This window comes from Ferrovum myxofaciens (genome assembly GCF_013181415.1).
Classification (GTDB): domain Bacteria; phylum Pseudomonadota; class Gammaproteobacteria; order Burkholderiales; family Ferrovaceae; genus Ferrovum; species Ferrovum myxofaciens.
In genome coordinates, this window is sequence record NZ_CP053676.1 from 2323373 (window position 1) to 2344309 (window position 20937).

17 protein-coding genes and 1 pseudogene are annotated in these 20937 nt (G+C 57.2%); 13 read left to right on the plus strand and 5 right to left on the minus strand.

Going from position 1 to position 20937, the window contains the following annotated elements; genetic code table 11:
* Positions 1-41: 41 nt before the first annotated feature.
* Together HO274_RS11470 and tnpA are read right to left on the minus strand one after the other, a co-directional pair.
* Complete coding sequence (locus tag HO274_RS11470; protein WP_273119801.1) at positions 42-1568, minus strand: transposase; 1527 nt, start codon at positions 1566-1568, stop codon at positions 42-44.
* Entirely contained in the window at positions 1565-1972 is a 408-nt protein-coding gene (gene tnpA / locus HO274_RS11475) for an IS200/IS605 family transposase (protein WP_273119803.1), read from the minus strand. Before tnpA ends, HO274_RS11470 begins: the two co-directional genes overlap by 4 nt.
* A gap of 372 nt (positions 1973-2344) precedes the next feature.
* On the opposite strand from tnpA, the gene gnd reads away from it, so the two are divergent.
* From gnd to pgl, 3 genes are read left to right on the plus strand one after another with little or no spacing between them, the layout of a single operon-like run.
* Positions 2345-3322, plus strand: a complete 978-nt coding sequence (gnd, locus tag HO274_RS11480) for a phosphogluconate dehydrogenase (NAD(+)-dependent, decarboxylating) (protein ID WP_273119804.1) — start codon at positions 2345-2347, stop codon at positions 3320-3322.
* A 13-nt stretch (positions 3323-3335) separates the two neighbouring features.
* Complete coding sequence (zwf, locus tag HO274_RS11485) at positions 3336-4826, plus strand: glucose-6-phosphate dehydrogenase (protein ID WP_273119805.1); 1491 nt, start codon at positions 3336-3338, stop codon at positions 4824-4826.
* Positions 4827-4839: 13 nt separating this feature from the next.
* Positions 4840-5538 carry a 6-phosphogluconolactonase gene (gene pgl, locus HO274_RS11490; RefSeq protein WP_273119807.1) on the plus strand — a complete coding sequence of 233 codons (699 nt, stop codon included), beginning with the start codon at positions 4840-4842 and terminating at the stop codon, positions 5536-5538.
* 10 nt (positions 5539-5548) lie between these two features.
* On the opposite strand, the gene dnaE is transcribed toward pgl, so the two are convergent.
* The 3 genes and pseudogenes from dnaE to metG all read right to left on the minus strand — a co-directional run.
* Positions 5549-9010: a DNA polymerase III subunit alpha gene (gene dnaE, locus HO274_RS11495; protein ID WP_273119809.1), complete on the minus strand. Its 3462-nt coding sequence runs from the start codon at positions 9008-9010 to the stop codon at positions 5549-5551.
* Positions 9007-9462 carry a tRNA adenosine(34) deaminase TadA gene (tadA, locus tag HO274_RS11500; RefSeq protein WP_031596308.1) on the minus strand — a complete coding sequence of 152 codons (456 nt, stop codon included), beginning with the start codon at positions 9460-9462 and terminating at the stop codon, positions 9007-9009. The genes dnaE and tadA overlap by 4 nt, the downstream gene beginning before the upstream one ends.
* Before the next feature lie 17 nt (positions 9463-9479).
* Positions 9480-11117, minus strand: a pseudogene (gene metG / locus HO274_RS11505) (methionine--tRNA ligase); the annotation flags it as partial.
* A 157-nt stretch (positions 11118-11274) separates the two neighbouring features.
* Between metG and apbC the strand changes: the two are divergent.
* The 10 genes from apbC (at position 11275) to HO274_RS11555 (ending at position 20935) form a co-directional block, all read left to right on the plus strand.
* Positions 11275-12357 carry an iron-sulfur cluster carrier protein ApbC gene (gene apbC / locus HO274_RS11510; RefSeq protein WP_031596312.1) on the plus strand — a complete coding sequence of 361 codons (1083 nt, stop codon included), beginning with the start codon at positions 11275-11277 and terminating at the stop codon, positions 12355-12357.
* 61 nt (positions 12358-12418) lie between these two features.
* Entirely contained in the window at positions 12419-12985 is a 567-nt protein-coding gene (dcd, locus tag HO274_RS11515) for a dCTP deaminase (protein ID WP_031596313.1), read from the plus strand.
* A 256-nt stretch (positions 12986-13241) separates the two neighbouring features.
* The gene (locus HO274_RS11520; RefSeq protein WP_031596314.1) at positions 13242-13556 is read left to right on the plus strand and encodes a flagellar transcriptional regulator FlhD; all 315 of its coding nucleotides are present in this window, start codon (positions 13242-13244) and stop codon (positions 13554-13556) included.
* On the plus strand, positions 13540-14091 hold the full coding sequence (locus HO274_RS11525) for a FlhC family transcriptional regulator (protein ID WP_031596315.1): 552 nt from the start codon (positions 13540-13542) through the stop codon (positions 14089-14091). The genes HO274_RS11520 and HO274_RS11525 overlap by 17 nt, the downstream gene beginning before the upstream one ends.
* Entirely contained in the window at positions 14088-15020 is a 933-nt protein-coding gene (locus HO274_RS11530) for a hypothetical protein (RefSeq protein ID WP_031596316.1), read from the plus strand. The genes HO274_RS11525 and HO274_RS11530 overlap by 4 nt, the downstream gene beginning before the upstream one ends.
* Positions 15007-16632 (plus strand): type IV secretion system DNA-binding domain-containing protein, encoded by a 1626-nt coding sequence (locus HO274_RS11535; RefSeq protein ID WP_273119817.1) that lies wholly within the window; start codon positions 15007-15009, stop codon positions 16630-16632. Before HO274_RS11530 ends, HO274_RS11535 begins: the two co-directional genes overlap by 14 nt.
* A gap of 6 nt (positions 16633-16638) precedes the next feature.
* Positions 16639-17001, plus strand: a complete 363-nt coding sequence (locus tag HO274_RS11540; protein ID WP_273119819.1) for a hypothetical protein — start codon at positions 16639-16641, stop codon at positions 16999-17001.
* 90 nt (positions 17002-17091) lie between these two features.
* Positions 17092-19236, plus strand: a complete 2145-nt coding sequence (locus tag HO274_RS11545; RefSeq protein ID WP_273119821.1) for a putative bifunctional diguanylate cyclase/phosphodiesterase — start codon at positions 17092-17094, stop codon at positions 19234-19236.
* 67 nt (positions 19237-19303) lie between these two features.
* A complete protein-coding gene (locus HO274_RS11550; RefSeq protein WP_273119824.1) occupies positions 19304-20113 on the plus strand; it encodes a tetratricopeptide repeat protein in 810 nt (269 codons plus the stop codon).
* Between the two features lie 138 nt (positions 20114-20251).
* The gene (locus tag HO274_RS11555) at positions 20252-20935 is read left to right on the plus strand and encodes a Spy/CpxP family protein refolding chaperone (RefSeq protein WP_031599465.1); all 684 of its coding nucleotides are present in this window, start codon (positions 20252-20254) and stop codon (positions 20933-20935) included.
* Positions 20936-20937 lie beyond the last annotated feature (2 nt).

A 20937-nucleotide genomic window follows, 5' to 3' on the forward strand; every position in this document is an offset into this window, starting at 1 on the left:
CAACTGCACATTGTTCCAAACCTCACTAAACCTCCCCATGCCTAAAGGCAGGGGGTTCTAAGGGCGAATCCACCGGGGTCTCCTGGCTCTCGCGTCGCCGCTACAGCATCCAGGCCATGACCGATGGCAAACCCTCTATCACAAACGACCTGCTCTAACGGTGTTGCCACCGTGATTTTGCCCGAAGGCTCTATCTTCGCAGGTTCGGAACGCAGCCACCCCGTTTGCAGCAGCACAGGTTTCTGAGCCGCCCACATCGTTTCGATATGGGATGGGTGGTGCGTGTTGCTTATTACGCAGCGTGCGAGGAATGCGGAATACACATCCCGTTGCACAACTCCCGATCCATCCCCCAGCACATGCCACCGCTGACTGAGCGGCTTCTTTGTGCAAACTCCGGTGGTGTGGTCGTACTGCGACATTTTCAGCGACCAGGTGTGCAAATCAATCAACTGGCCGCCAGCACTTTCAGCCTTGCGACGCAATTGTTCGACAAACATTCCTGGCGCTCTGACCTTCACGCTCTTGCCATAATTCTTCTGGAAGGCGATATAAGACAGGGTTTCGGACTGGATGACATTTCCCAGTCCGAGAATCTGGTTGGCAAGCTCACCATGGGCGCGTTTGCGCTCAGCCGCCAGTTTGCGCTCCACTTCCGCATACTCAGTGCGGATTGCCGTGTAACGTTTCGATGGTGTGAACTTCTGGCCTTTTTTCCACGTCCCGTTCGCATTAAAGCAATGCGGGTTCGTGGCTCGCTTAGACCTGTCCATGGCACGTTGCAAGCGGCGGGTTTCTTTCCATGGCTGAACCACGGTATCGCAGAATTTCACCAGCGATGCGGAGTTGTCGCCGACCACAGCAACCGTGCTCGGACCGATGTCCAGACCAACGATTTCGCCACAAGCCTGCTCGTGCTTTGCCGGGGCGATGCCTTCCTGCATGAGTTGCACAAACCAGCGGCGTGAGCCGGAAACAACGCGCCACAGCACGCGGCAATACTTTGTTTTATTGGTGAGCGCTTGGTGCAAATACGGGTCTTGTGTTTTGGAGGGTAGCAAGGCCGGTAGCGTGAGGTCGCCAAACTCGATACAGCCCGTTTCAGGCTTCCAGATGATGTTGGCCGCATTGGTGGTTGCCTCAAGCGAATGCAGGGGGCGGGAAGCACCTTTAAAACGTGGGCGACCGCGTTTACCAAAGGCATATTGCTGCACGGCTGCGAACACCTGCTCCGCGATGCGCTGGGTTACGTTAGAACCAAGCCGGTCTTTCCATCCCGCTTCATTTTTGCAGGTACGGGCAAAGGTGATGATGGCCGCAGGCGTGAACCCTGCTTCTTTCGAGAGCCGCTTAAACTCGTCGGAGCGCAATTTCTTGTCGGCGATGGTGCGGGTGTGCTGCCAGTCTTTGGACTGCTTCAGCAAGCCATGGCGGCGAAGTGCTTCGCCTAAAGTGGCGTTGTACAGACGCCTACCCGCCTCCATGCGCCCGATCAGTATCCGGTCTTCACCGGGTTTCACAACCAGGGGAATGCTGAGAACAAAGGTGGGCGTGGCGGTGCGTTTCATTTGTGCTTTTGCTGCTCGATATATTGTTTAACCACTTCAAGCGGTGCGCCGCCAATCGTCGATACAAAGTAACTATTCGTCCACAAGGTCGGTAGCCGCGACTTTATCCACTTAAACTCTTCACGTATCAATTTGGATGACCTGCCCTTCATCAACTTAATCAGCCGGTGTATTCCGAACTGGGGGTCAACCTCTACCAGTAAATGTACATGATCCAGCATAACCTCAAGTTCCAATATTTCACATTTATACTCAGTAGCAACGTCTTGTATAATTTCTTTCAGACGAACGTCAACGCCCTTCACTAAAACCGAACGCCGATACTTAGGACACCATATAAAATGGTACTTGCAAGAGTAAACTACGTTCAGGTTGCTCTTGTATTTTATGGTGTAATCGCTCATGTACTAATTATACAGATGCTAGATATATAATGCAAGACAAATCTAAGTCAAAACCAACTTCCCGCTTTCCTCCCCATGGCTAAAGCGAGGGGATTCTCGCGGAGATGGGTTGAAGTTCAAAGTGCAACATCCGATGATGCCCAGATATCGCACTCTGTCACACCGAATGATACTTCATGCAGTGAATGGTCACCCGGTATGTTGCGGGGTCTGTGGTTGTCAGTCTGCGTGTTTTTGCACCGGGCTTCATCTATGGCGGTAAATTTCACACATCTATGGTGATCGAAGACGCTGCCGGGCAGGTCAGCACAATAGGCTGAGACGGGACCTGGGATGCGAATTGACACAATTTGCTCCGATAACTGGACTAAAATGATCCGCTGGTCAGTCCTGTCGAACGAGGCAGCGGAGACCATTGTCAAGGGAGAAACCGGCATGAAAATTGGAATGATAGGGTTGGGCAAGATGGGCGGGAATATGGCGACCCGATTGGCGCGCGCCGGAGTGACCGTGGTGGGCCATGATCATTCGCCCGAAGTGGTCAGTTCCTGGGTGGCTTCCGCAGGCATTGTGGGGGCCTCCTCAGTGGATGCCCTGATTGCTGCGCTTCCTGCACCCCGGGTGATTTGGCTGATGTTGCCCAGCGGACCCATCACCGAAGAACAACTGGTGGGACTGAGCCAGCGCCTTGCGCCGGGGGATGTGGTGGTGGATGGGGGCAATTCCAATTATCACGACAGCGAGCGGCGTGCAGCCCTGTTGGCGGAAAAGGGGATCGGTTTCATGGATGCCGGTACTTCCGGCGGCGTGTGGGGGCTGGAAAACGGCTATTGCCTGATGGTGGGGGCGACCCCGGAAGTCGCTCGGCAGGTACGTCCTTTCCTCGAGATTCTGGCCCCTCATCCCGAGCGGGGGTGGGCCCATGTGGGACCGGTGGGCGCAGGACATTATGTCAAAATGGTTCACAACGGCATCGAGTACGGCATGATGCAGTCCCTGGCGGAAGGATTGGCCCTGTTGCAGGGGAAAACGGCCTTTGATCTCGATTTGGCCAAGATCACCGATCTTTGGGGGGAAGGGTCGGTGGTGCGGAGTTGGTTGCTCGAACTGACGGCGGATGCCCTGCGCAAGGGCGTGGACTGGAATCAGATGGCGGCGGTGGTGGCGGATTCCGGGGAGGGGCGCTGGACCGCCATTGAGGCCATCGAACAGGGGATACCCGCACCGGTGCTCAGTCTGGCCCTGCATCTGCGTTTTCAGAGTCAGGATCGGGAGGCGTTGACCTTCAAACTGCTCTCGGTGATGCGTCACGCCTTTGGTGGACATGCCATTCAGTCCAGCGGTCAGTAAACAGGAGATGCCCATGAAGGAACTCGAACCGACCACCCTGGTGATTTTCGGGGCTGCAGGCAATCTGGCGCGGCGCAAGTTGATTCCGGCCCTGTTTCAGTTGGAACGTCTGGGACGTTTGCCGGCATCGCTGACGTTTCTGGGACTGAGTCTCGAGGAGGAAGATCAGGACTCCTGGCGCGTCAAGATTCAGCAACTATTTCCCCAGGAACGGGATGCGTTGATCGAGGGGTTTCTGGCCCGCTGGCATTATCAACGCATCGACCCCAGTGATGCCGCGTCCTATCGGGCACTCCAGGTGACGTTGAAGGACGGGGGCGTATTTCCCTCCAATCATGTGTTCTACATGGCCGTGCGTCCGGCGGATTATCCGGGCATCATCGACCAGTTGGGCACCCAGGGTTTGCTGCAGGAAAAGAATGGCTGGCGCCGGGTGGTGATCGAGAAACCCTTCGGCTATGACCTGCTGAGCGCCGAGACCCTGCAAGCCGGCTTATATCGGCACTTGCAGGAACATCAGATCTATCGCATCGATCATTATCTGGGCAAGGGAACGGTTCAGAACGTTCTGGTGTTCCGGTTTGCCAATGTTCTGCTCGAACCCCTGTGGAACCATCATCACATCGATCATGTGCAGATTACCCACTCGGAGACCCTGGGCATTGAGGGACGCGCTGATTATTATGAAGGTGCGGGGGCCCTGCGCGACATGATCCAGAGCCACCTGTTGCAGGTGCTGACCCTGGTGGCCATGGAACCGCCTGTTTCCCTGGAGGCAGAGCATCTGCGGGACGAAAAGGTCAAGGTGTTGCAGTCGATTCGCGCCATCCCCCCCAATGCGGTGCATGCCCAGGCCTTTCGCGCCCAATATGTCGGGGGGGCGGTTCATGGCGAAACCGTTCCGGGGTATCGCGAAGAATCCGGGGTAGCCTCCGACAGTACCACTGAAACCTACGCTGCCCTGAAACTGTATATCGATAACTGGCGCTGGGCGGGCGTGCCGTTTTACCTGCGTACCGGAAAACGGCTGGCCGAGAACAGTTCGGCGGTTTACATCCGGTTCAAGACACCGCCCCAGGATTTGTTGCGGGGCATACGGTCAGGACCGGCACAGCCCAACTGGATCATGATGGGCATTCAACCGGATGAATGTTTGCGCGTGGAGATGCAGGTCCGCATGCCGGGACTCGAGTTGCAGACCCGCACCCTGAGTCTGGATGCCACCTACCGGCAAGGCGATGAAACCGATTACAGCGCCTATGAAGAATTATTGCTGGATGTAATCAAGGGCGACCATTCCCTGTTTTTGCGGATCGATGAGGTGGAATCGGCCTGGAAAATCGTGGATCCGGTGCTCAAGGTATGGGCCACGGAACGGGAGTTCATCCAGACCTACCCGGCGGGAACCTGGGGACCCCGGGGCACCTACCGTCTGTTTTCCCACGAAGATCAATTCTGGCGTCACGGTCTCGATCCGTCGGGAGCCGATCTGCACCCCTTCTGAGGTCGTACTCCTCATGCAAACCTTTCTCTGGAAAGACCATGGTCGGGTGTACCTGTACCCCGATCCGGAGTCCCTTGCATTGGGCGCCACGGAGCATCTGGTGCAGATCCTCCGGAGGGGCCTGGCGCAGGCTCCCCGCTTTCATTGGGTGCTGGCGGGTGGCAAAACCCCGGCGGCCTGTTATCGTCAGATGGCCAGGGAAGTTCTGGATTGGCAGCGTCTGGACTTGTCTTTGGGCGATGAACGATGCCTTCCCGTGGACCATCCGGAACGTAACGATACCTTGATTCGAAATACCCTGCTTCAGGCCGAAGGACCCCGTTCGGCCCGCTTCGAGCCCATGCGGGCGGAATGGGGGGCCGAGGTCGGTAGTGCCCATCATGCCCAGGTGCTGGAGACGTTGGGGGGCATTGATCTGGTATTGCTGGGGATGGGTGAAGACGGTCATACGGCGAGTCTGTTTCCGGGGCATGCCAGCCTGTTGTCCCAAGCGCCGGTGGTGCCCGAGTATTCCGCGCCAAAACCTCCTCCCGAACGCATTTCCCTGGGCTTGACCCTGTTGCAGCAAGCCCGTCGACGGGTTTTTCTGGTGACGGGGGGGAGTAAACGCGCCATCCTGCAGGCTCTGGATCAGGGGCAACGTTTCCCGGTGGGGCAGGTGGGCGCAGGAGACTGGTTCGTCGATCAGGACGCCTGGTTCGAGACGCAGTAAAAACAGTGCGTCATTCGCTGATCGGACGGCTTCCATAATCAAGCGTCAGGGCGGTTTCGCCAAAGCGTGCGCGGAACAGGTCCCATAAGGCTTCATCCAGTTGAAAGTCAGGCAGGCGGAGGGAAGCCTCCACCTCGGGACGGCAGTAGCGCAGCACAAAAGCACAGGAACCAGGCTGGAAAGAAGGCTTCAGTTCTTTCAGGAGAGCAAGGGTTTTTGCGCTTTGGCTGTGGGAAACTTCCAGGGTAACCTGGCGCGCAAAGCGAGTCTGGGCCTGGGGTAGGGACAGGACCTGTTCGGCGGTGAGTCGCACCCCCTGGGTGAAGTTGTCCAGGGTTGCCTTACCCTCCACCACCAGCAGTCGATCTTCCTTGAGCAGGGGCCGTACCTGATCAAATAATTCACTGAATACGGTGATTTCCACACGGGCCGAACCATCATCCAGGGTAACCATTCCCATGCGTCCGCGCCGGGTTTGCTGGACCCTGCTCTGTACCACCACTCCGGCCACCCGAATCAACTCGGCACGGGGGGCCAACTGATCCAGAGGGGTCAATCCCCAGTGCTGGAGTTGGGGACGGTAGTGCGTAAAGGGGTGACCGCTGAAGTAATAGCCCAGCACGGATTTTTCCTGGGTCAGTTGCTCGTTGGGTGACCACTCGGGATGGGGGGGCAGGGGAGGGTCCTTCGAGGCCGATTCTGCCAGCGCATCAAACAGACCTTCTTGCAGGGCATGACGCTGGGCCTGTTCCCCATGATTGAGAGCAGATTCCACAGCATTGAGGGCGGCGGCGCGGTTGGGGTGCAGGGTATCGAAGGCTCCCGCCTTGATCAAGGCTTCGATGACCCGACGATTGACGCTGCGTTTGTCCGTCCGCCGGCAGAAATCAAACAAACTTCGATAGGGTTCAGGGGGGGAGCCACTGCGTTGCCTGAGGATTTCAAGAGCCGCCCCTTCCCCCGTACCCTTGACCGAGCCGAGGCCATACCGGATGGTTTTTTCCCCGGCGGGACGAAAACGGTAATCCGACGTATTGATGTCCGGGGGCAGAATGACCAATCCGTTTTGCTGAGCATCGGCCACGAAGAGCGCGACCTTGTCGGTGTCGTCCAGATCTCCGGACAGGGTGGCGGCCATGAATTCGGCAGGGTAATGGGTCTTGAGCCAGGCGGTCTGATAGGAAATCAGGGCATAGGCGGCCGAATGGGATTTGTTGAACCCATATTCGGCAAACTTTTCCATCAGATCGAAGAGTTGGGTGGCCAACTTGACACTGACTCCACGGGTGGTGGCTCCTTCGATGAAACGACTGCGCTGCCGACCCATTTCCACCGCATCCTTTTTTCCCATGGCGCGACGTAACAGATCGGCGGCCCCCAGGGTATAGCCTGCCAGGATCTGGGCGATCTGCATCACCTGCTCCTGATAGACGATGACTCCGTAGGTGGGGCGTAAAACCGGTTCCAGGGATTGGTGGAAATATTCGGCGACGGCCTTGCCCTGTTTGCGCAGAATGAAGTCATCCACCATGCCGGACTGGAGCGGCCCCGGACGATTCAAGGCCATCAGGGCGATGATGTCCTCAAAGTTGTCGGGTTTGAGCCGTTTTTCCATATCCTTGGCTGTGCGCGATTCTTGCTGGAAGACGGCGGTGGTGTTGCCACTGCCGAAGAGCGCATAGGTTTTGGAATCGTCCAGGGGAATCTGTTCTACCGTGAAGTGCCGTTCCTCGGGGGTGCGCGCCCGTTCCTGGATATGGCGCACCGCCCAGTCGAGAATGGTGAGGGTGCGCAACCCCAAAAAGTCGAACTTGACCAGACCAACCTTTTCCACATCGTCCTTGTCGTATTGACTGACTACGGCTTCCGAACCTTCGGGTTGGTAGAGCGGGGTGAAGTCAGTCAATTTGCCGGGGGCAATCAGCACGCCTCCCGCGTGCATGCCGACATTGCGCGTGAGACCTTCCAAGGATTCGGCCAGGGTCAGCAATTCGGCGACCTCTTCTTCCTGGGCAGCGCGCTGGTTGATCTGGGGTTCCTGTTCACGGGCCTTGGCCAGGGTCATGCCAATTTCGAAGGGGATCAGCTTGGCCAGTTGGTCCACAAAATTATAGGGTAGATCCAGTACCCGTCCGACATCCCGAATCACGGCCTTGGCCGCCATGGTACCGAAGGTGGCGATCTGGGCTACAGAATCCCGTCCGTAGCGTTCCCTGACATAGTCGATGACCCGGTCCCGTCCGTCCTGACAGAAATCGATATCAAAGTCAGGCATGGATACCCGTTCCGGGTTGAGGAAGCGCTCGAAGAGCAGGTCATACCGCAAGGGATCGATATCGGTGATCCCCAGGCTGAAAGCGACCAGTGATCCTGCCCCCGATCCCCGTCCAGGGCCCACCGGCACGCCATGATGTTTGGACCAGTTGATAAAGTCTGCCACGATCAGGAAATAGCCGGGAAATCCCATCTGAACGATGGTCTGGCACTCGAAATCCAAACGTTCCCGATAGGTGGCGGTTTCTTTTTGGCGCAGGGTTTCATCGGGATACAGTTGTGCCAGGCGGCGTTCCAGGCCCTCGTGGGCCTGCTGGCGCAGAAAATCGTCGAGGGTGATGCCGTCGGGGGTGGGGAAATCGGGAAGACGGGGCTTCCCCAGCGTCAATTCCAGAGAACAGCGGCGTGCAATCTCCACCGAGTTGGCAAGGGCTGCAGGAATGTCACGAAACAGTTCGGCCATTTCGTCCGGGGACTTGAAATACTGCTCCGGGGTAAAAAGACGCGGGCGTTTTGGATCTGCCAGCAGGCGACCTTCCGCGATACACACGCGGGCTTCATGGGCCTTGAAATCCTCTCGTGCGGGAAACTGGATGGGGTGGGTGGCGACCACGGGAATATCCAGTTCAGCAGCCAGTTGGACCGTGGGTTCGCAGAGTCGGTCGCGCATCGGGTCGCCGATCCGCTGAAGTTCCAGATAGTAGTCATCCCCCCACCGGGTTTTCCAGGCCAGGGCCCGTTCCCGGGCCAGGTCCCACTGCCCCGCACTCAGGGCTTGACCCACATCTCCCTGGTCCGCCCCGGAGAGGACCAGAAGTCCTTCTTTTTCCTGGGCCAGCAGGGCAAGGGGCACATAAGCAATGCCCTGTGCCTGATGTTCGCGCCAGGCTGCCGACAGCAGGCGACAGAGCGTGTGGTAGCTGGGGAGCGTGCGTGCCAGCAAGACGATCCGGAAAGGATGAGGGTGGTCTTCGTCCGAAGCGATCCAGACTTCCGCGCCGGCAATGGGTTTGAGGCCGGCCTTGCGGGCCTGCAGGTAGAAACGAACCCAGCCGAACAGATTGTTGAGATCGGTCAGGGCCAGGGCCCCCATATTCAGGGAGCGCGCCAGTTCCACGGCTTCGTCGATGCGCACCAGGCCGTCAGAAATGGAGAATTCGCTGTGCAGGCGCAGATGGATGAAAGAAGGCGCGCTCACGATCGGCGCGCTCGAAAGAAGCTGCGGAGCAATTCAGCCGAGGCTTCGGTGCAGACCCCGCCGAGGATCTGGGTATGGTGGTTGAGGCGAGGGTCGGAAAAGAGGTCCACCACGCTGCCACAGGCTCCGGTCTTGGGGTCGGCCGCCCCATACACCACCCGTTTGAGACGGGCATGTTGAATGACGCCGGCGCACATGCAACAGGGTTCGAGGGTGACGTACAGGGTGCATTCCGGCAGACGATAATTGTTCAGGGTGCGGGCAGCCATGCGAATGGCTTGCATTTCCGCATGGGCACTGGGGTCGCAGGCGCTCAGGGGGGAATTATGTCCGTACCCGAGAATTCTGCCCTCCTGGACCAGAAGGGCACCCACGGGCACCTCCCCCGCCTGGGCGGCCTGTTGGGCCAGGTTCAGTGCTTCGCCCATGAAGGCTTCATCCTCGTCCTTCATTACTTGGGCAGCGGTGGGTTTGCCCCCACCAGTTCGCCTACTTTGGCGGGATCAGCGCGGGTAATCAGGTGCGTATAGGGCCGGATGCGGTGCCCCCCCACCAGGGTATGGGTCACATCGGCCCAGGAGAGAGGCGGAATGTCCAGAAAACGCTCGACGTCTTCTGCAATGCGCGGAAGGATGGGTCTGAGGTACAGGGTGAGCAGGCGAAACAACTCCAGCACTGTACTGCACACCTGTTGGAGAGCTAAGGTCTGCGCCGGGTCGCGCGCCAACTCCCAGGGCTTGTGCTGGTCAACGAACTGATTGGCGAGGTCGGCCAGTTGCATGATGTCGCGCAACACCCGACTGGTGTCCCGTGCTTCGTAAGACCGGGCAATGGCCGTGGCCTGGTTCTGGAACTGGGTGATGAGGGCTGTTTGTGCAGGGGGCAGGGAAACGGACAGGTAACCGTCGAAATGTTTGGTGATGAAACCGGCGCTGCGACTGGCTAGATTGATGTATTTGCCCACCAGATCACTGTTCACCCGGGCCGTGAAATCCTCGAGGTTGAGGTCGATGTCTTCCATGCTGCCATTCAACTTGGCGGCCAGATAATAGCGCAGGTAATTGGGGTCCAGGCGTTCCAGATAGTGCCGGGCGGTGATGAAGGAACCCCGGCTTTTGGACATTTTTTGGCCATTGACGGTGAGAAAACCATGCACGAAAAGGCGGGTGGGTGGACGCAGTCCGCACTGGTGCAGTACGGCAGGCCAGAACAGGGCATGAAAGTAAAGAATGTCCTTGCCGATGAAATGGTAGAGTTCCCAGGGACTGTCGGCCCGCCAGGCCTCCTCAAAATTCAGCCCCTGCATTTCCGCCAATTTTTTGAAGGTGCCGATGTAGCCGATGGGGGCATCCAGCCACACATAAAAGAATTTCCCTGGGGCGTCCGGGATTTCAAAGCCGAAGTAGGGGGCGTCCCGCGAAATATCCCAATCTGTGAGTCCGCTTTTGAACCATTCATCCAGTTTGTTGGCGGCTTCTTCGGGAATGGTCCCCGAGCGGGTCCAGGCGCGCAGAAAGTCCTCACACGCCGCCAGTCGCAAAAAATGGTGTTCGGACAGACGCCGTTCGGGGATGGCGCCGGACAGGGCAGAACGGGGTTCGATCAGGTCGGTGGGGGCATAGGAGGCACCACAGACTTCGCAGTTATCGCCATATTGGTCGGGGGCCTTGCAGCGCGGACAGGTGCCCTTGATGAAGCGATCCGGCAGGAACATGGCTTCCACGGGATCATAGAATTGCTCGATGGAACGGACGGTGATCAGACCTTTCTGCTTGAGGCGCAGGTATAACTCTGTGGCATAGTGCCGGGTTTCGGGAGAGTGGGTACTGTAATAGAGGTCCTGCTCGATGTGGAACCCCTGAAAGTCTGCCAGATGCTCGGCATGGGCGAGGTCAACCATGGCTTCCGGGGTCAATCCCCGTGCTTTGGCGGCCAGCATGACCGGTGTTCCATGGGTGTCATCCGCACAAAAGTAGTGAACGGTATGTCCCTGCATCCGCTGAAAACGGACCCAGATATCCGTCTGGACATGTTCCACAAGATGGCCGAGGTGGATGCTGCCATTGGCATAGGGAAGTGCGCTGGTGACGAGAAGGGTGCGAGACATGAGTAATCCTGAGAAATTGACCCGGTTGCAAAAGCTGCCCAAACGGGGCCGATGATGATTGGCAATCCGACATTGTATCAATCCGGTGCGGGATTTTCGAGACTCATACTATAATGATTCGTTAAACCGTCCTCTCATCATTGATTCAGGAGAAATTATGCCCAATCTCGCCGCAGAAGCACGTCTTCAGGGTTTTATCGACCCTAATACAGGTAAGCCCTTGGGGCCCAAGGCTTTGCAGGCATTGAGTCAGGACCAGGGCCACCTGAGTGTGACGGTAGCTTTAGGCTATCCCGTGGCGACTCTTGGGGAAGCCGTGATTCAGGGGTTACGCAAGGAACTCGGCAGCCTTGAAGGGGTGACGGCGGTTACGGTCACCCTGGTCAGCCGGATCAAGGCCCATGCGGTGCAGGCGGGGCTTGCGCCGATCAAGGGGATTCGCAACGTGATCGCCGTGGCCTCCGGCAAGGGTGGAGTAGGCAAGTCCACCACTGCCGTCAATCTGGCCTTGGCCCTGCAGGCCGAGGGTGCCCGCGTGGGCATGCTGGATGCGGATATTTATGGCCCGTCCCAGCCCACCATGTTGGGCATTCATGGGAATCCGGAAACCCATGAAGATGGGGAATCCATGAAGCCCCTCATGGGGCATGGGTTACAGACCATGTCGGTGGGCTTCCTGATCGACCCTGATCAGCCCATGGTGTGGCGGGGTCCCATGGTGACCCAGGCGCTGGAACAACTGTTGCGCGACACCCATTGGGATGATCTGGATTATCTGATCGTCGATATGCCGCCGGGAACGGGGGATGTCCAGTTGACCCTGGCCCAGAAAGTTCCCGTCACTGGCGCAGTGATCGTGACCACTCCCCAGGACATCGCACTCCTCGATGCGCGCAAGGGGTTCAAGATGTTCGAAAAGGTGGGGGTTCCCATTCTGGGGGTGGTGGAAAATATGAGTACCCATGTCTGTTCGAACTGTGGCCACGAGGAATCCATCTTTGGCAAGGGAGGGGCTGAGCGTATGTGTGCCGACTTTGGTACGGAACTGATCGGTGCATTGCCCCTCGATATCCGCATCCGGGAACAGACCGATTCGGGAAAACCCACGGTGATTGCCGATCCCCATGGCTCTCTGGCCCAGACCTATCGTAAAATAGCGCAACGCGTGGCCCTCAAAGTGGCGCAGCGGAGTGAGAACCCCAGTGTCAAGTTTCCCAGGATCGTGGTGCAGAATACTTGAGCAGAGGGACCCGGAGAGGGAGGGCTCTTTCCGGGGCGGAGTGGTGGTTGAGGAGATCGGGATGAGTATCAAAGCGGATCGCTGGATTCGGCGTATGGCTGAAGAACATGGCATGATCGACCCCTTCGAGCCGGGACAGGTCAAAGAGGTGAATGGGCAACGGATCGTCTCCTATGGGACCTCCAGTTACGGCTATGATATTCGCTGTTCGGACGAATTCAAGCTGTTTACCAATATCAACTCCACCATCGTCGACCCGAAAAATTTTGATTCCAACTCCTTTGTGGATGTCAAGGCGCCGGTTTGCATCATTCCGCCCAATTCCTTTGCCCTGGCCCGAACGGTGGAGTATTTTCGCATTCCACGCACGGTGTTGACGATCTGTTTGGGAAAGTCTACCTATGCCCGGTGTGGCATCATCGTCAATGTCACCCCCTTCGAACCCGAGTGGGAAGGGTACGTCACTCTGGAATTTTCGAATACCACTCCGCTCCCTGCCAAGATTTACGCCAATGAAGGCGTTGCCCAGGTCATCTTTTTTGAATCGGATGAGACCTGTGACGTATCCTACCGTGATCGGGGCGGAAAGTACCAGGGACAGCACGGCGTCACCCTTCCCAAAATTTGAAGGGCCGGGCAACGCCGAAGATTTTCAGGCTGACCTTGTGTACAGGGACGCATCCCCTGGGGGAAAAGGATTCTTTTTTCTTTACGGGGTACGATTGTCACACCTGTAAATTTACAGGGAACTGATTTTTGCCGACCGGTTCATGGGCAATGAATTCGGAATCCCATTCGCCCCTTGGGGCAGCAGGCTTTCTTTCCTTATAGTCAGGATTCCCGGTACGGGAAATTTTGACGATAAACGAAAGGAGGTCATGGTAATGAGCAGGTTTGCCAAATCTTTTGCGGAAATCAATCTGGGCATGTTGTATCTGGCGCGCGAAGTATTGCAGCGCGACCGGTTACAGGGCCTCCTCAATCTTGGGTTGCTCCCACCGGTGGCAGATTTGGTGTTGGAGATGTCCGCCGCCGAAATCCATCATCTGGCCCAGTCACCCATACTTTTGGTGGGGCTACGCTGGCGTTCGATGCGGGTCTGGGAATGTTTGGGCCAATACGCCATGGGGACGGATGCGGCTTTGCCCCGTGCTCTGTTGCTGGGCGAAGGGGAGCGCGATCATGGCTACCAAACGTGATTTGCAGCAGGAGATCCGGCGCTACCGACAGGCCGAACGGTTGCTGGAACTGGGGGCACGGGTGCCCGTGGTTGCGGACCTGACCCATTTGTCCAGTTGGTTCCTGCGGAAGCTGTCTCTTGAAATCAATGGGGAATCTCCGCGTAAGGGGCAGGTTCCCAATTCGGACCAATGGTACCTGAGGCGCAAGCATCTCCTCCAGTCTTCGCTATTTTGCCAAATTTATTCCAGAGTAAAGAATTTGGTGGGGGAGGAGGAAGATGCCTGTACATCGCTTATGGAAGGGTATAGCCAGTGGCGCGATGTGATTCTTTCCTGTGGCTTGTCCCCCTGCCTGACTCTGGATCGTGCCTGGTGGCTGGTCAAGTCCCTGGAAATGCGTCACTTGCAACAATGTCGGTGTCAGGGGTGCCAAGGTCTCTATGTGCAACCCTGGAGTCGATTGCGCCAGGGATACCGCTGTGATCCCTGTCGACAGCGCCGACAGAGATCCTCTGGTAATGCGCCTCTGCGTTTGCAGGGGGGCAAGCCATGACTCTTTGGACCGTTCACCCGGCAATCCGCTGCCGCCCTCTGTTGCATTCGACCCTGCACCAGATGGCCGCCCGTTTTGCCGGAGAAGTTCAACTCTTCGAACGGGTACTGCTTCCTTCCGTGGAACGCATGAGCGAGTGGGTTCTGAACTTGCCCTGTCCGGACACCTTTCATCCAGGGGAGTCGCCCCCATTGCCGGGTATTTTGGCTTCCACTCTCGAGGAATCGCTTCATGCGCCCTTCTGGACGGGAACTTCGGGGCAGGAATGCTGCCTGCGGACCCTCGAGGTGCTGATTCGAAAACTGCATGGGGCCATCGTGTTCTGGCAGGTGACCCCTGTGGGTCAGGTGGAAAGGGAACGTCGGTGGGGCGGCTTCTCGGCCGGACTGGCGCGTTGGTGTGCCCATCAGGGAAACCACCAGGTCTGGCTTGAACCACGGGGAAGTGAGACGCTGTCCTGGCAGGGTGAGGATCATCTGGCAGGGCGCATTCTGGCAGGAGAAACCTGGCTCTGGCTGGAGCAGCAAAGTAAGGAGGCGTTGTATCCCGTGGAACGCAGTGAGGTCGGGACCTCCGCGGAAGAACGGGGAATGGAATGGCAGGTGGCTGACAGGTTGTTGACTCAAGGTCTTTGGGATCCACGCCAGAAACCGGGTCGAATTTGGCAGGATGCCGGCCTGTGGTATCTGCTTTGGCCCAGGGTTGGAGAAGATCTTCGTCGGGGATTGGGCGCAGAAGGAGGCACGTTGCCCTCCGAATCTCGGGAGATGTGTCTGTACTGGCAGACGCGGGGCGTACTGGGCCACTCCCCGGCGGAAGGAATCGAGCGTTGGCATCCCTTGCTGCAGCGCAGGGTCTCTGCGGTATGTCCCAGCCCACTCTGGCAGAGGTGGATCTCGGAATGGTTTCAGACCCATGCATCACCTTGAAATGGGGGCGGGGGTTAGCTATTTCCTGCGTTTCTGGGGACGCTGGGGATTGGCTGCCTTGAGTCTCCGGTGGATTGGTCAATGGAGTGGTTTGGACGGCCCCTGGTTTGTGCATCTGAGTACCCACCTTCTGATGTTGGCCAGTGGTGCCGATATGTGGCGACACCGTCTCCTGTTTCGATCAGGACGTTTTGCCGCCGGGGAAATCAGTATCCACTCCCTGTTCCGGCGAATCCGAAACCATCGGACGGCGCTTTGGCTTGGGTGGGGAGGTCCCTGGGATGCCATCCGCTTGCAACGGCACTGGGATGCCAGTATGGGAGAACCCCATCAGTTGTCACCGGTGCGGGAAGATCGTCCCGTCTGGCTCGATAACCAGGGGCGTGGACATATGATCGTGCTGGGGGCGCCAGGGACTGGGAAAACCCAGGCATTTTTGTTGATGGCCCTACAGGCTTTGGCCCGTGGGGACACCGTGCTCGTATTGGATCCCAAGGGAGGGGAGACCTTCCCTCGTTGCTTGCAAAGTGCAGCGCTTCAACGGCATCGTGTGTATCTGGAAATCGATGCCCACCATCCCCATCAGGGTGGCTGCCTCGATGTTCTGGCGGCTGGACGAGATCCCTCGGAACTGGCCAGTCGCCTGTGCCAACTCTTGCCCCTCGCGGAACGCGCAACGGTGTTTGGCCAGTTTGCCTGGATGACCCTGTTTCGGATCATTGCCGCCCTGCGTGGATTGAATGAATCCCTGACCTTTTCAAGCCTGCGTTTTCATGTGGGGGACCAGGGCCGGCAACTGGTTCGGACATGCTGGCAGCGGTGGGGACGGGAGCATACGCTGAGCGTGGGTATGGACCACCTGGCCCGACATGATGCCGTGCATTACTCGAAGATGATCGTGTCGCTATTGCCCCTTCTGGAAATCCTCGCCACCGGTGTCCTGGGCACGTTGTTGGGGAGTGATTCCGGGAGGAAACGTTTCACCCTGAAGGAACTCATCGAGCAACGTGCAGTGGTGTACGTATCCTTGGGGGCCTTGTCTAATGCGCGGGTGGCTCAGATGTTGGGAACGCTGGTATTGGGGGAACTGGCGGCCCTGGCGGGGGATCGCTACCGTGCTTCCACGGTGCAACGGTCTGCGGTGCGAATTTTTGTGGATGAAGCAGCGGAACTGTCGGGAGAAACGTTTGTGCAATTACTCAATAAAGGACGTGAGTGCGATATGCAGGTGACGTTGGCAGTTCAAACCCTGACCGATCTCGAGGTGGCCATGGGGGGAATGGCTCCAGCCCGCATGATGGTGGGAAATGCGGCCCACCTGTTGGTATTTCGTACCCTGGATGCGGAATCTTGTCGAACGCTGAATGATCGGGCCGGCCGGGTCCAGATCCAGAAACGTCAGGCAGGGACGACGGCCCCTGCTCCCCGGTATTGGTGGCAGGGTCAACCTCGCGCGGGTGCCATGCTGCAACGGCAGTGGCAGGAGGTTCCCCTGATTCCCGAAGGCTGGTTGACCCGTCTGGAAGATTTGCATTATCTGGGGTTCTTTTCCGGACAAGGGGTGATCTGGGGTTGCCTGCCGCGCCTCCGGGTTCCTGGAGAGGTCAAGTGAAAGAGTATGTGGCACCCCTTGGCAGTGGAAATGATACGGGCCCAGCAACTCTGGGGCGGACAGTGGATTCTCCAGTGGGCACCCAGGATCATTGGGCGTCTGGGGGATACGCAGGGAGGCGTGGCAGCATTCCGCGCTTTGGCTCTGCTGCATTGGAGTGGGGGATTATATCCCTTGGCCTTGATGTGGCAGGTGGGCAGTCCCTCCCGCGCGCGGGATGAATGGAACCGCTGGGAGCGTGCCTGGCGTTGGCGACGTAGAACGGTATGGGGGTTGCTGGGGTTGGTGGGGCTGCTTTTTTGGCCAACGATTCTCTCTCCCGCCGTGATTCCCGTGATGGTGATGGGATTCTTCCTGTCATTCCATTAAAAGGGAATTTCCATCGGTTTGTTGTTAAATGGGATACTTTTGCGGTACTCTTGCAAGGCCTCGGTCTCACCGCACATTCGGAGAGTCGCTGTGTCCGCAGAAAGATTTCAATCCATCGCCCGTCAGACCCTCCTTCGCTTTGTTCTCTGCGCAGGCGCACTGGCTTTGTTGGTGTTTTTGGTGAGCGATGGTTTGACCTACACGGAAGGAAGTGTCTTTTTTTCTTGGGAAAGTCTGGGTTATTTGCTCAGTACCTTCGTTCTGGTGGGCGGAATTCTGGCTTTTTCCATCGGCAAATGGATGCTGGAAGGCGCTCGGCGCGTGCAGGCCCTGCAAAGAGCCGTGGTCCATTTCAGTGATCAGCATCGCGTTTCTCTGGAATTTGTACGTGCGCTCGTGGAAGCACGGGCTGCGCGTCGGGATGAAATTACCGTGGTGGCGGATATTCTGGAAAGAATGGCCGACAACATGGAGCGTCATGAAAACTTGCGCATGCGGGAAGAGGCGAAACAACATTTGTGGTCTCGAGTCTTTGCCAGCAGTCTGGATGCCATTGCGATCTCGGCGCGCGATCGCCGGTTATTAACCGTGAATGAAGCTTTTAAGCGAATTACCGGTTACAGTGAAGAGGAAGTGTTGGGCAATGAAATGCTGTCAAGCACGGTAAGCGTTCCCAATGAAACGCCCCTGACGCAAATATGGGCGGCAGTGGAGATGAACAGTTATTGGTGCGGGGAATTGCTGGATATGCGCAAGGATGGCACTCTGTACCCCCGTTGGCTCAGTCTCAGCGTGGTGCGCGACGCCAGTCAGCAAGTGACGAATTACATTGCCGTTTTCAAGGACATTACCGAACAGAAGGAAAGTGAGGCCCGTTTTATTTATCAGGCCAACCATGACCGCCTGACGGGTTTACCCAATCGGCACCTGTTGCAGGATCGTCTGTCCCGGGCCATTCGTCTGGCCGAACGCAATCAGAATCAGTTGGCGGTGCTTTTTCTCGATCTCGACAATTTCAAGTGGGTCAATGATTCATTGGGCCATGCCACAGGAGACCAGTTACTGATTTCTGTTTCCCGGCGGCTCCAGGCAGGGGTGCGAGCCTCTGATACGGTAGCCCGTCTGGGAGGGGATGAATTCGTGGTATTGCTTCAACAGCCTGCCGGGCACCAGGAATTGGCCATCATTGCAGAAAAGTTGATCGAGATCATCGAACAGCCTATCGTCCTGGGGGGGTATGATTTTCATACCACCTCCTCCATTGGCATCAGCATTTACCCGGAGGATGGTATAGATGCGGATATTCTGCTCAAGCATGCAGATACGGCCATGTATGTCGCAAAGGCGAGTGGGAAATCGGGTTTTCGTTTCTTCGATCCGGAAATGAATCGCCGGGCCGTGGCCCGGGTGGAAGTGGAACGAGACCTGCGTCGTGCCATTCAGGAGCAGGAATTCGAATTATATTTCCAGCCAAAATTTTGCCTGTCCACGGAAAGGTTATGTGGACTGGAGGCCTTGATTCGCTGGCAACATCCACGCCGCGGACTCGTCCAACCCGACGATTTCATTTCTGTGGCGGAAGAAACCGCCTTGATCATTCCGCTTGGAGAGTGGGTCATTCGGGCAGTCTGTCGTCAGGTGGTGAGTTGGAGAGATCAAAACTTGTTTTACGGTCATCGAGTGGCCATCAATTTATCCCTCCTGCAAGTGGAGTCTGACGCCTTTGTGGATACCGTGGAAAGGATACTGGAGGAAACGGGCGCCCCACCTCGGCTGATCGAGTTTGAATTGACCGAGAGCATGGTGTTGCGCAATCCGGGACGCTCGGCCAAAGTGCTTCAGCGTTTGCGCAAATTGGGGATTCATCTGGCCCTCGATGATTTTGGGACAGGGTATTCCAGTTTGTCCCATTTGCGCCAGTTACCCCTGGATACGATCAAGATCGACCGAAGTTTCATCCAGAATATTCCGAACAGCGGGGAAGACAATCAAATCGTGCGCATGATCGTGGCATTGGGAAAATCGGCCCAGATGATCGTCGTTGCCGAGGGGGTGGAAACCAAGTTGCAAAAAGATTGTCTGCGTGCTCTGGGATGTGACTTTTTGCAGGGATTTCTTTTTTCCCGGCCCGTTCCCCGGCAGGAGTTGGAACCTCTGCTTCTGCGCGATAATGAGAAAAACGCATGCCCCCCTTGTGTTGGCTGTCAACAGACCCTATCTGAGCAGGTGGAATGAGAGGGCACAGGGGTGCTCCGCCGAGGTCACCTTCGGGCAACACTGAAACGATCAGGAGAACGCATTCATGAAGTTACATTTTCGTCATATTTTAGTTACCTTTGCCTTGTTGCAAGGGACCTTGGCCTGGGCTGAGCCCAGTTTGGAACAGGTCTATGAAGCAACGCGCAGTGGCCGACTGGAAGAGGCGCAGCAAATGATGCAGGAAGTATTGCGCGCTCACCCCAACAGCGCCAAGGCTCATTTCACCGAAGCCGAAGTTCTGGCGCGTTCCGGTAATCTGGCAGGTGGGCGAGATGAACTGGCTTTGGCCCAGAAACTTCAACCTGGATTGCCCTTTGCCAAGCCAAGTGCCGTGGCCGAATTGAAAAATGAGTTGGATCGCAGCACGGGAAGTGCCACCGTTCCTGCCGGTGGAACGGGCCATACCCCTTGGGGGACCTTGTTGGTGGTGGGGGGGATAGCCCTGCTGTTGGTGATTTGGCTGGTGCGCCGACAAACGGCGCAAGGCCCGGCAGGCATGGGAATGATGCCGCGCCCGGGGGGAGGGTACTACAACAACGGAATGGGCGGTGGGGTTCCTCCTTCCATGGGGCCCACAGGTGGTATGGGGGGGGGTATGGGGGGTGGAGGTCTAATGGGTAGTCTGGCCACTGGGGCGGCTTTGGGCGCCGGGATGGTGGCGGGTGAAGCGCTGGCACATCGTTTGGTGGATGGGCCGAGCGAAGGCACCGGGTCCGCGGATCCGTATGCTTCTGGCGCAGGAGGAAACAGCGATATGGGAGGGCGTGATTTTGGTGTCAGCGATGGGGGCTCCTGGGATTCTGGTTCGGATTCCGGTTGGACCAGTAACGATTCGGGTTCCGACTGGAGTTGAGGTTCGTCCTGTCGTTCTTCATACTTTGAAAACCCTGTGTGTGGCATGATGATCCAGGGAACGAATTGAATTTTTCCGACTCTCTGTGAAAACAGAGGTTCTTTGTCCACCCCCACTATAAAAATGGAGGAGTTTTTCATGGTCGTAAACCGTAAAAAAATGATGGCACTGGTGGCTGTAATGGCCATGGGGTCATCCCTTGCCGTTCTGGCCGATGCCGGAACCCCTCCCTCGGCCAGTGCCCCTGCACCCTCTGCCAGCGTCCCCGCACCGGTGGTGCAGCATAAGGCCCATCATGCCCATCATCCGGATATGTGGATGCAGCACAGTCAAGCCATGTTGCTGGATATGAAAGAGCAACTCAATCTGACCGCTGCGCAACTGGAAGGGTGGAAAGCATGGTCAGGTGATGTCCTGTCCATCACGCAGGCACAAACGGAAAGAATTCATCACTGGCGTGCAGAGCATGAAAAAAAGGCCCTGGAAGAGGATCGTGCAACGGCAGATCACGCTCGTGTCTCCACGCCTGAACGTATGGCTCATGGTCTGGATCACATGCGTCTGGAGGTTGAACGACTACAGGATCATTTGGCGCTACTGGAAAAATTGCAAGCCAGTACGCAAAAGTTTTATGACACCCTGGATACCAATCAGAAAACCATTTTCGATCTCTACTGGCAACAAGCCTATGCGGTGGGAAGCACTATGGGGCATCCCATGTGCGGGCATGGCGAGGGCATGGGAATGGGAATGGGGGGGATGATGATGCATCCGCCCATGCCTCCTGCACCCCCTGCACCTCCCGCCGCAACCAGTCACTGAAC

Excerpts from the sequence above, each read along its gene's own strand:
- HO274_RS11540 (WP_273119819.1), top strand. The coding sequence starts at position 16,639 with ATGTGGCACCCCTTGGCAGTGGAAATGATACGGGCCCAGCAACTCTGG.
- HO274_RS11550 (WP_273119824.1), top strand. The coding sequence starts at position 19,304 with ATGAAGTTACATTTTCGTCATATTTTAGTTACCTTTGCCTTGTTGCAA.
- HO274_RS11470 (WP_273119801.1), bottom strand. The coding sequence starts at position 1,568 with ATGAAACGCACCGCCACGCCCACCTTTGTTCTCAGCATTCCCCTGGTT.
- dcd (WP_031596313.1), top strand. The coding sequence starts at position 12,419 with ATGAGTATCAAAGCGGATCGCTGGATTCGGCGTATGGCTGAAGAACAT.
- HO274_RS11535 (WP_273119817.1), top strand. The coding sequence starts at position 15,007 with ATGCATCACCTTGAAATGGGGGCGGGGGTTAGCTATTTCCTGCGTTTC.
- tnpA (WP_273119803.1), bottom strand. The coding sequence starts at position 1,972 with ATGAGCGATTACACCATAAAATACAAGAGCAACCTGAACGTAGTTTAC.
- apbC (WP_031596312.1), top strand. The coding sequence starts at position 11,275 with ATGCCCAATCTCGCCGCAGAAGCACGTCTTCAGGGTTTTATCGACCCT.
- HO274_RS11555 (WP_031599465.1), top strand. The coding sequence starts at position 20,252 with ATGGTCGTAAACCGTAAAAAAATGATGGCACTGGTGGCTGTAATGGCC.
- HO274_RS11530 (WP_031596316.1), top strand. The coding sequence starts at position 14,088 with ATGACTCTTTGGACCGTTCACCCGGCAATCCGCTGCCGCCCTCTGTTG.
- pgl (WP_273119807.1), top strand. The coding sequence starts at position 4,840 with ATGCAAACCTTTCTCTGGAAAGACCATGGTCGGGTGTACCTGTACCCC.
- zwf (WP_273119805.1), top strand. The coding sequence starts at position 3,336 with ATGAAGGAACTCGAACCGACCACCCTGGTGATTTTCGGGGCTGCAGGC.
- tadA (WP_031596308.1), bottom strand. The coding sequence starts at position 9,462 with ATGAAGGACGAGGATGAAGCCTTCATGGGCGAAGCACTGAACCTGGCC.
- gnd (WP_273119804.1), top strand. The coding sequence starts at position 2,345 with ATGATCCGCTGGTCAGTCCTGTCGAACGAGGCAGCGGAGACCATTGTC.
- HO274_RS11520 (WP_031596314.1), top strand. The coding sequence starts at position 13,242 with ATGAGCAGGTTTGCCAAATCTTTTGCGGAAATCAATCTGGGCATGTTG.
- HO274_RS11525 (WP_031596315.1), top strand. The coding sequence starts at position 13,540 with ATGGCTACCAAACGTGATTTGCAGCAGGAGATCCGGCGCTACCGACAG.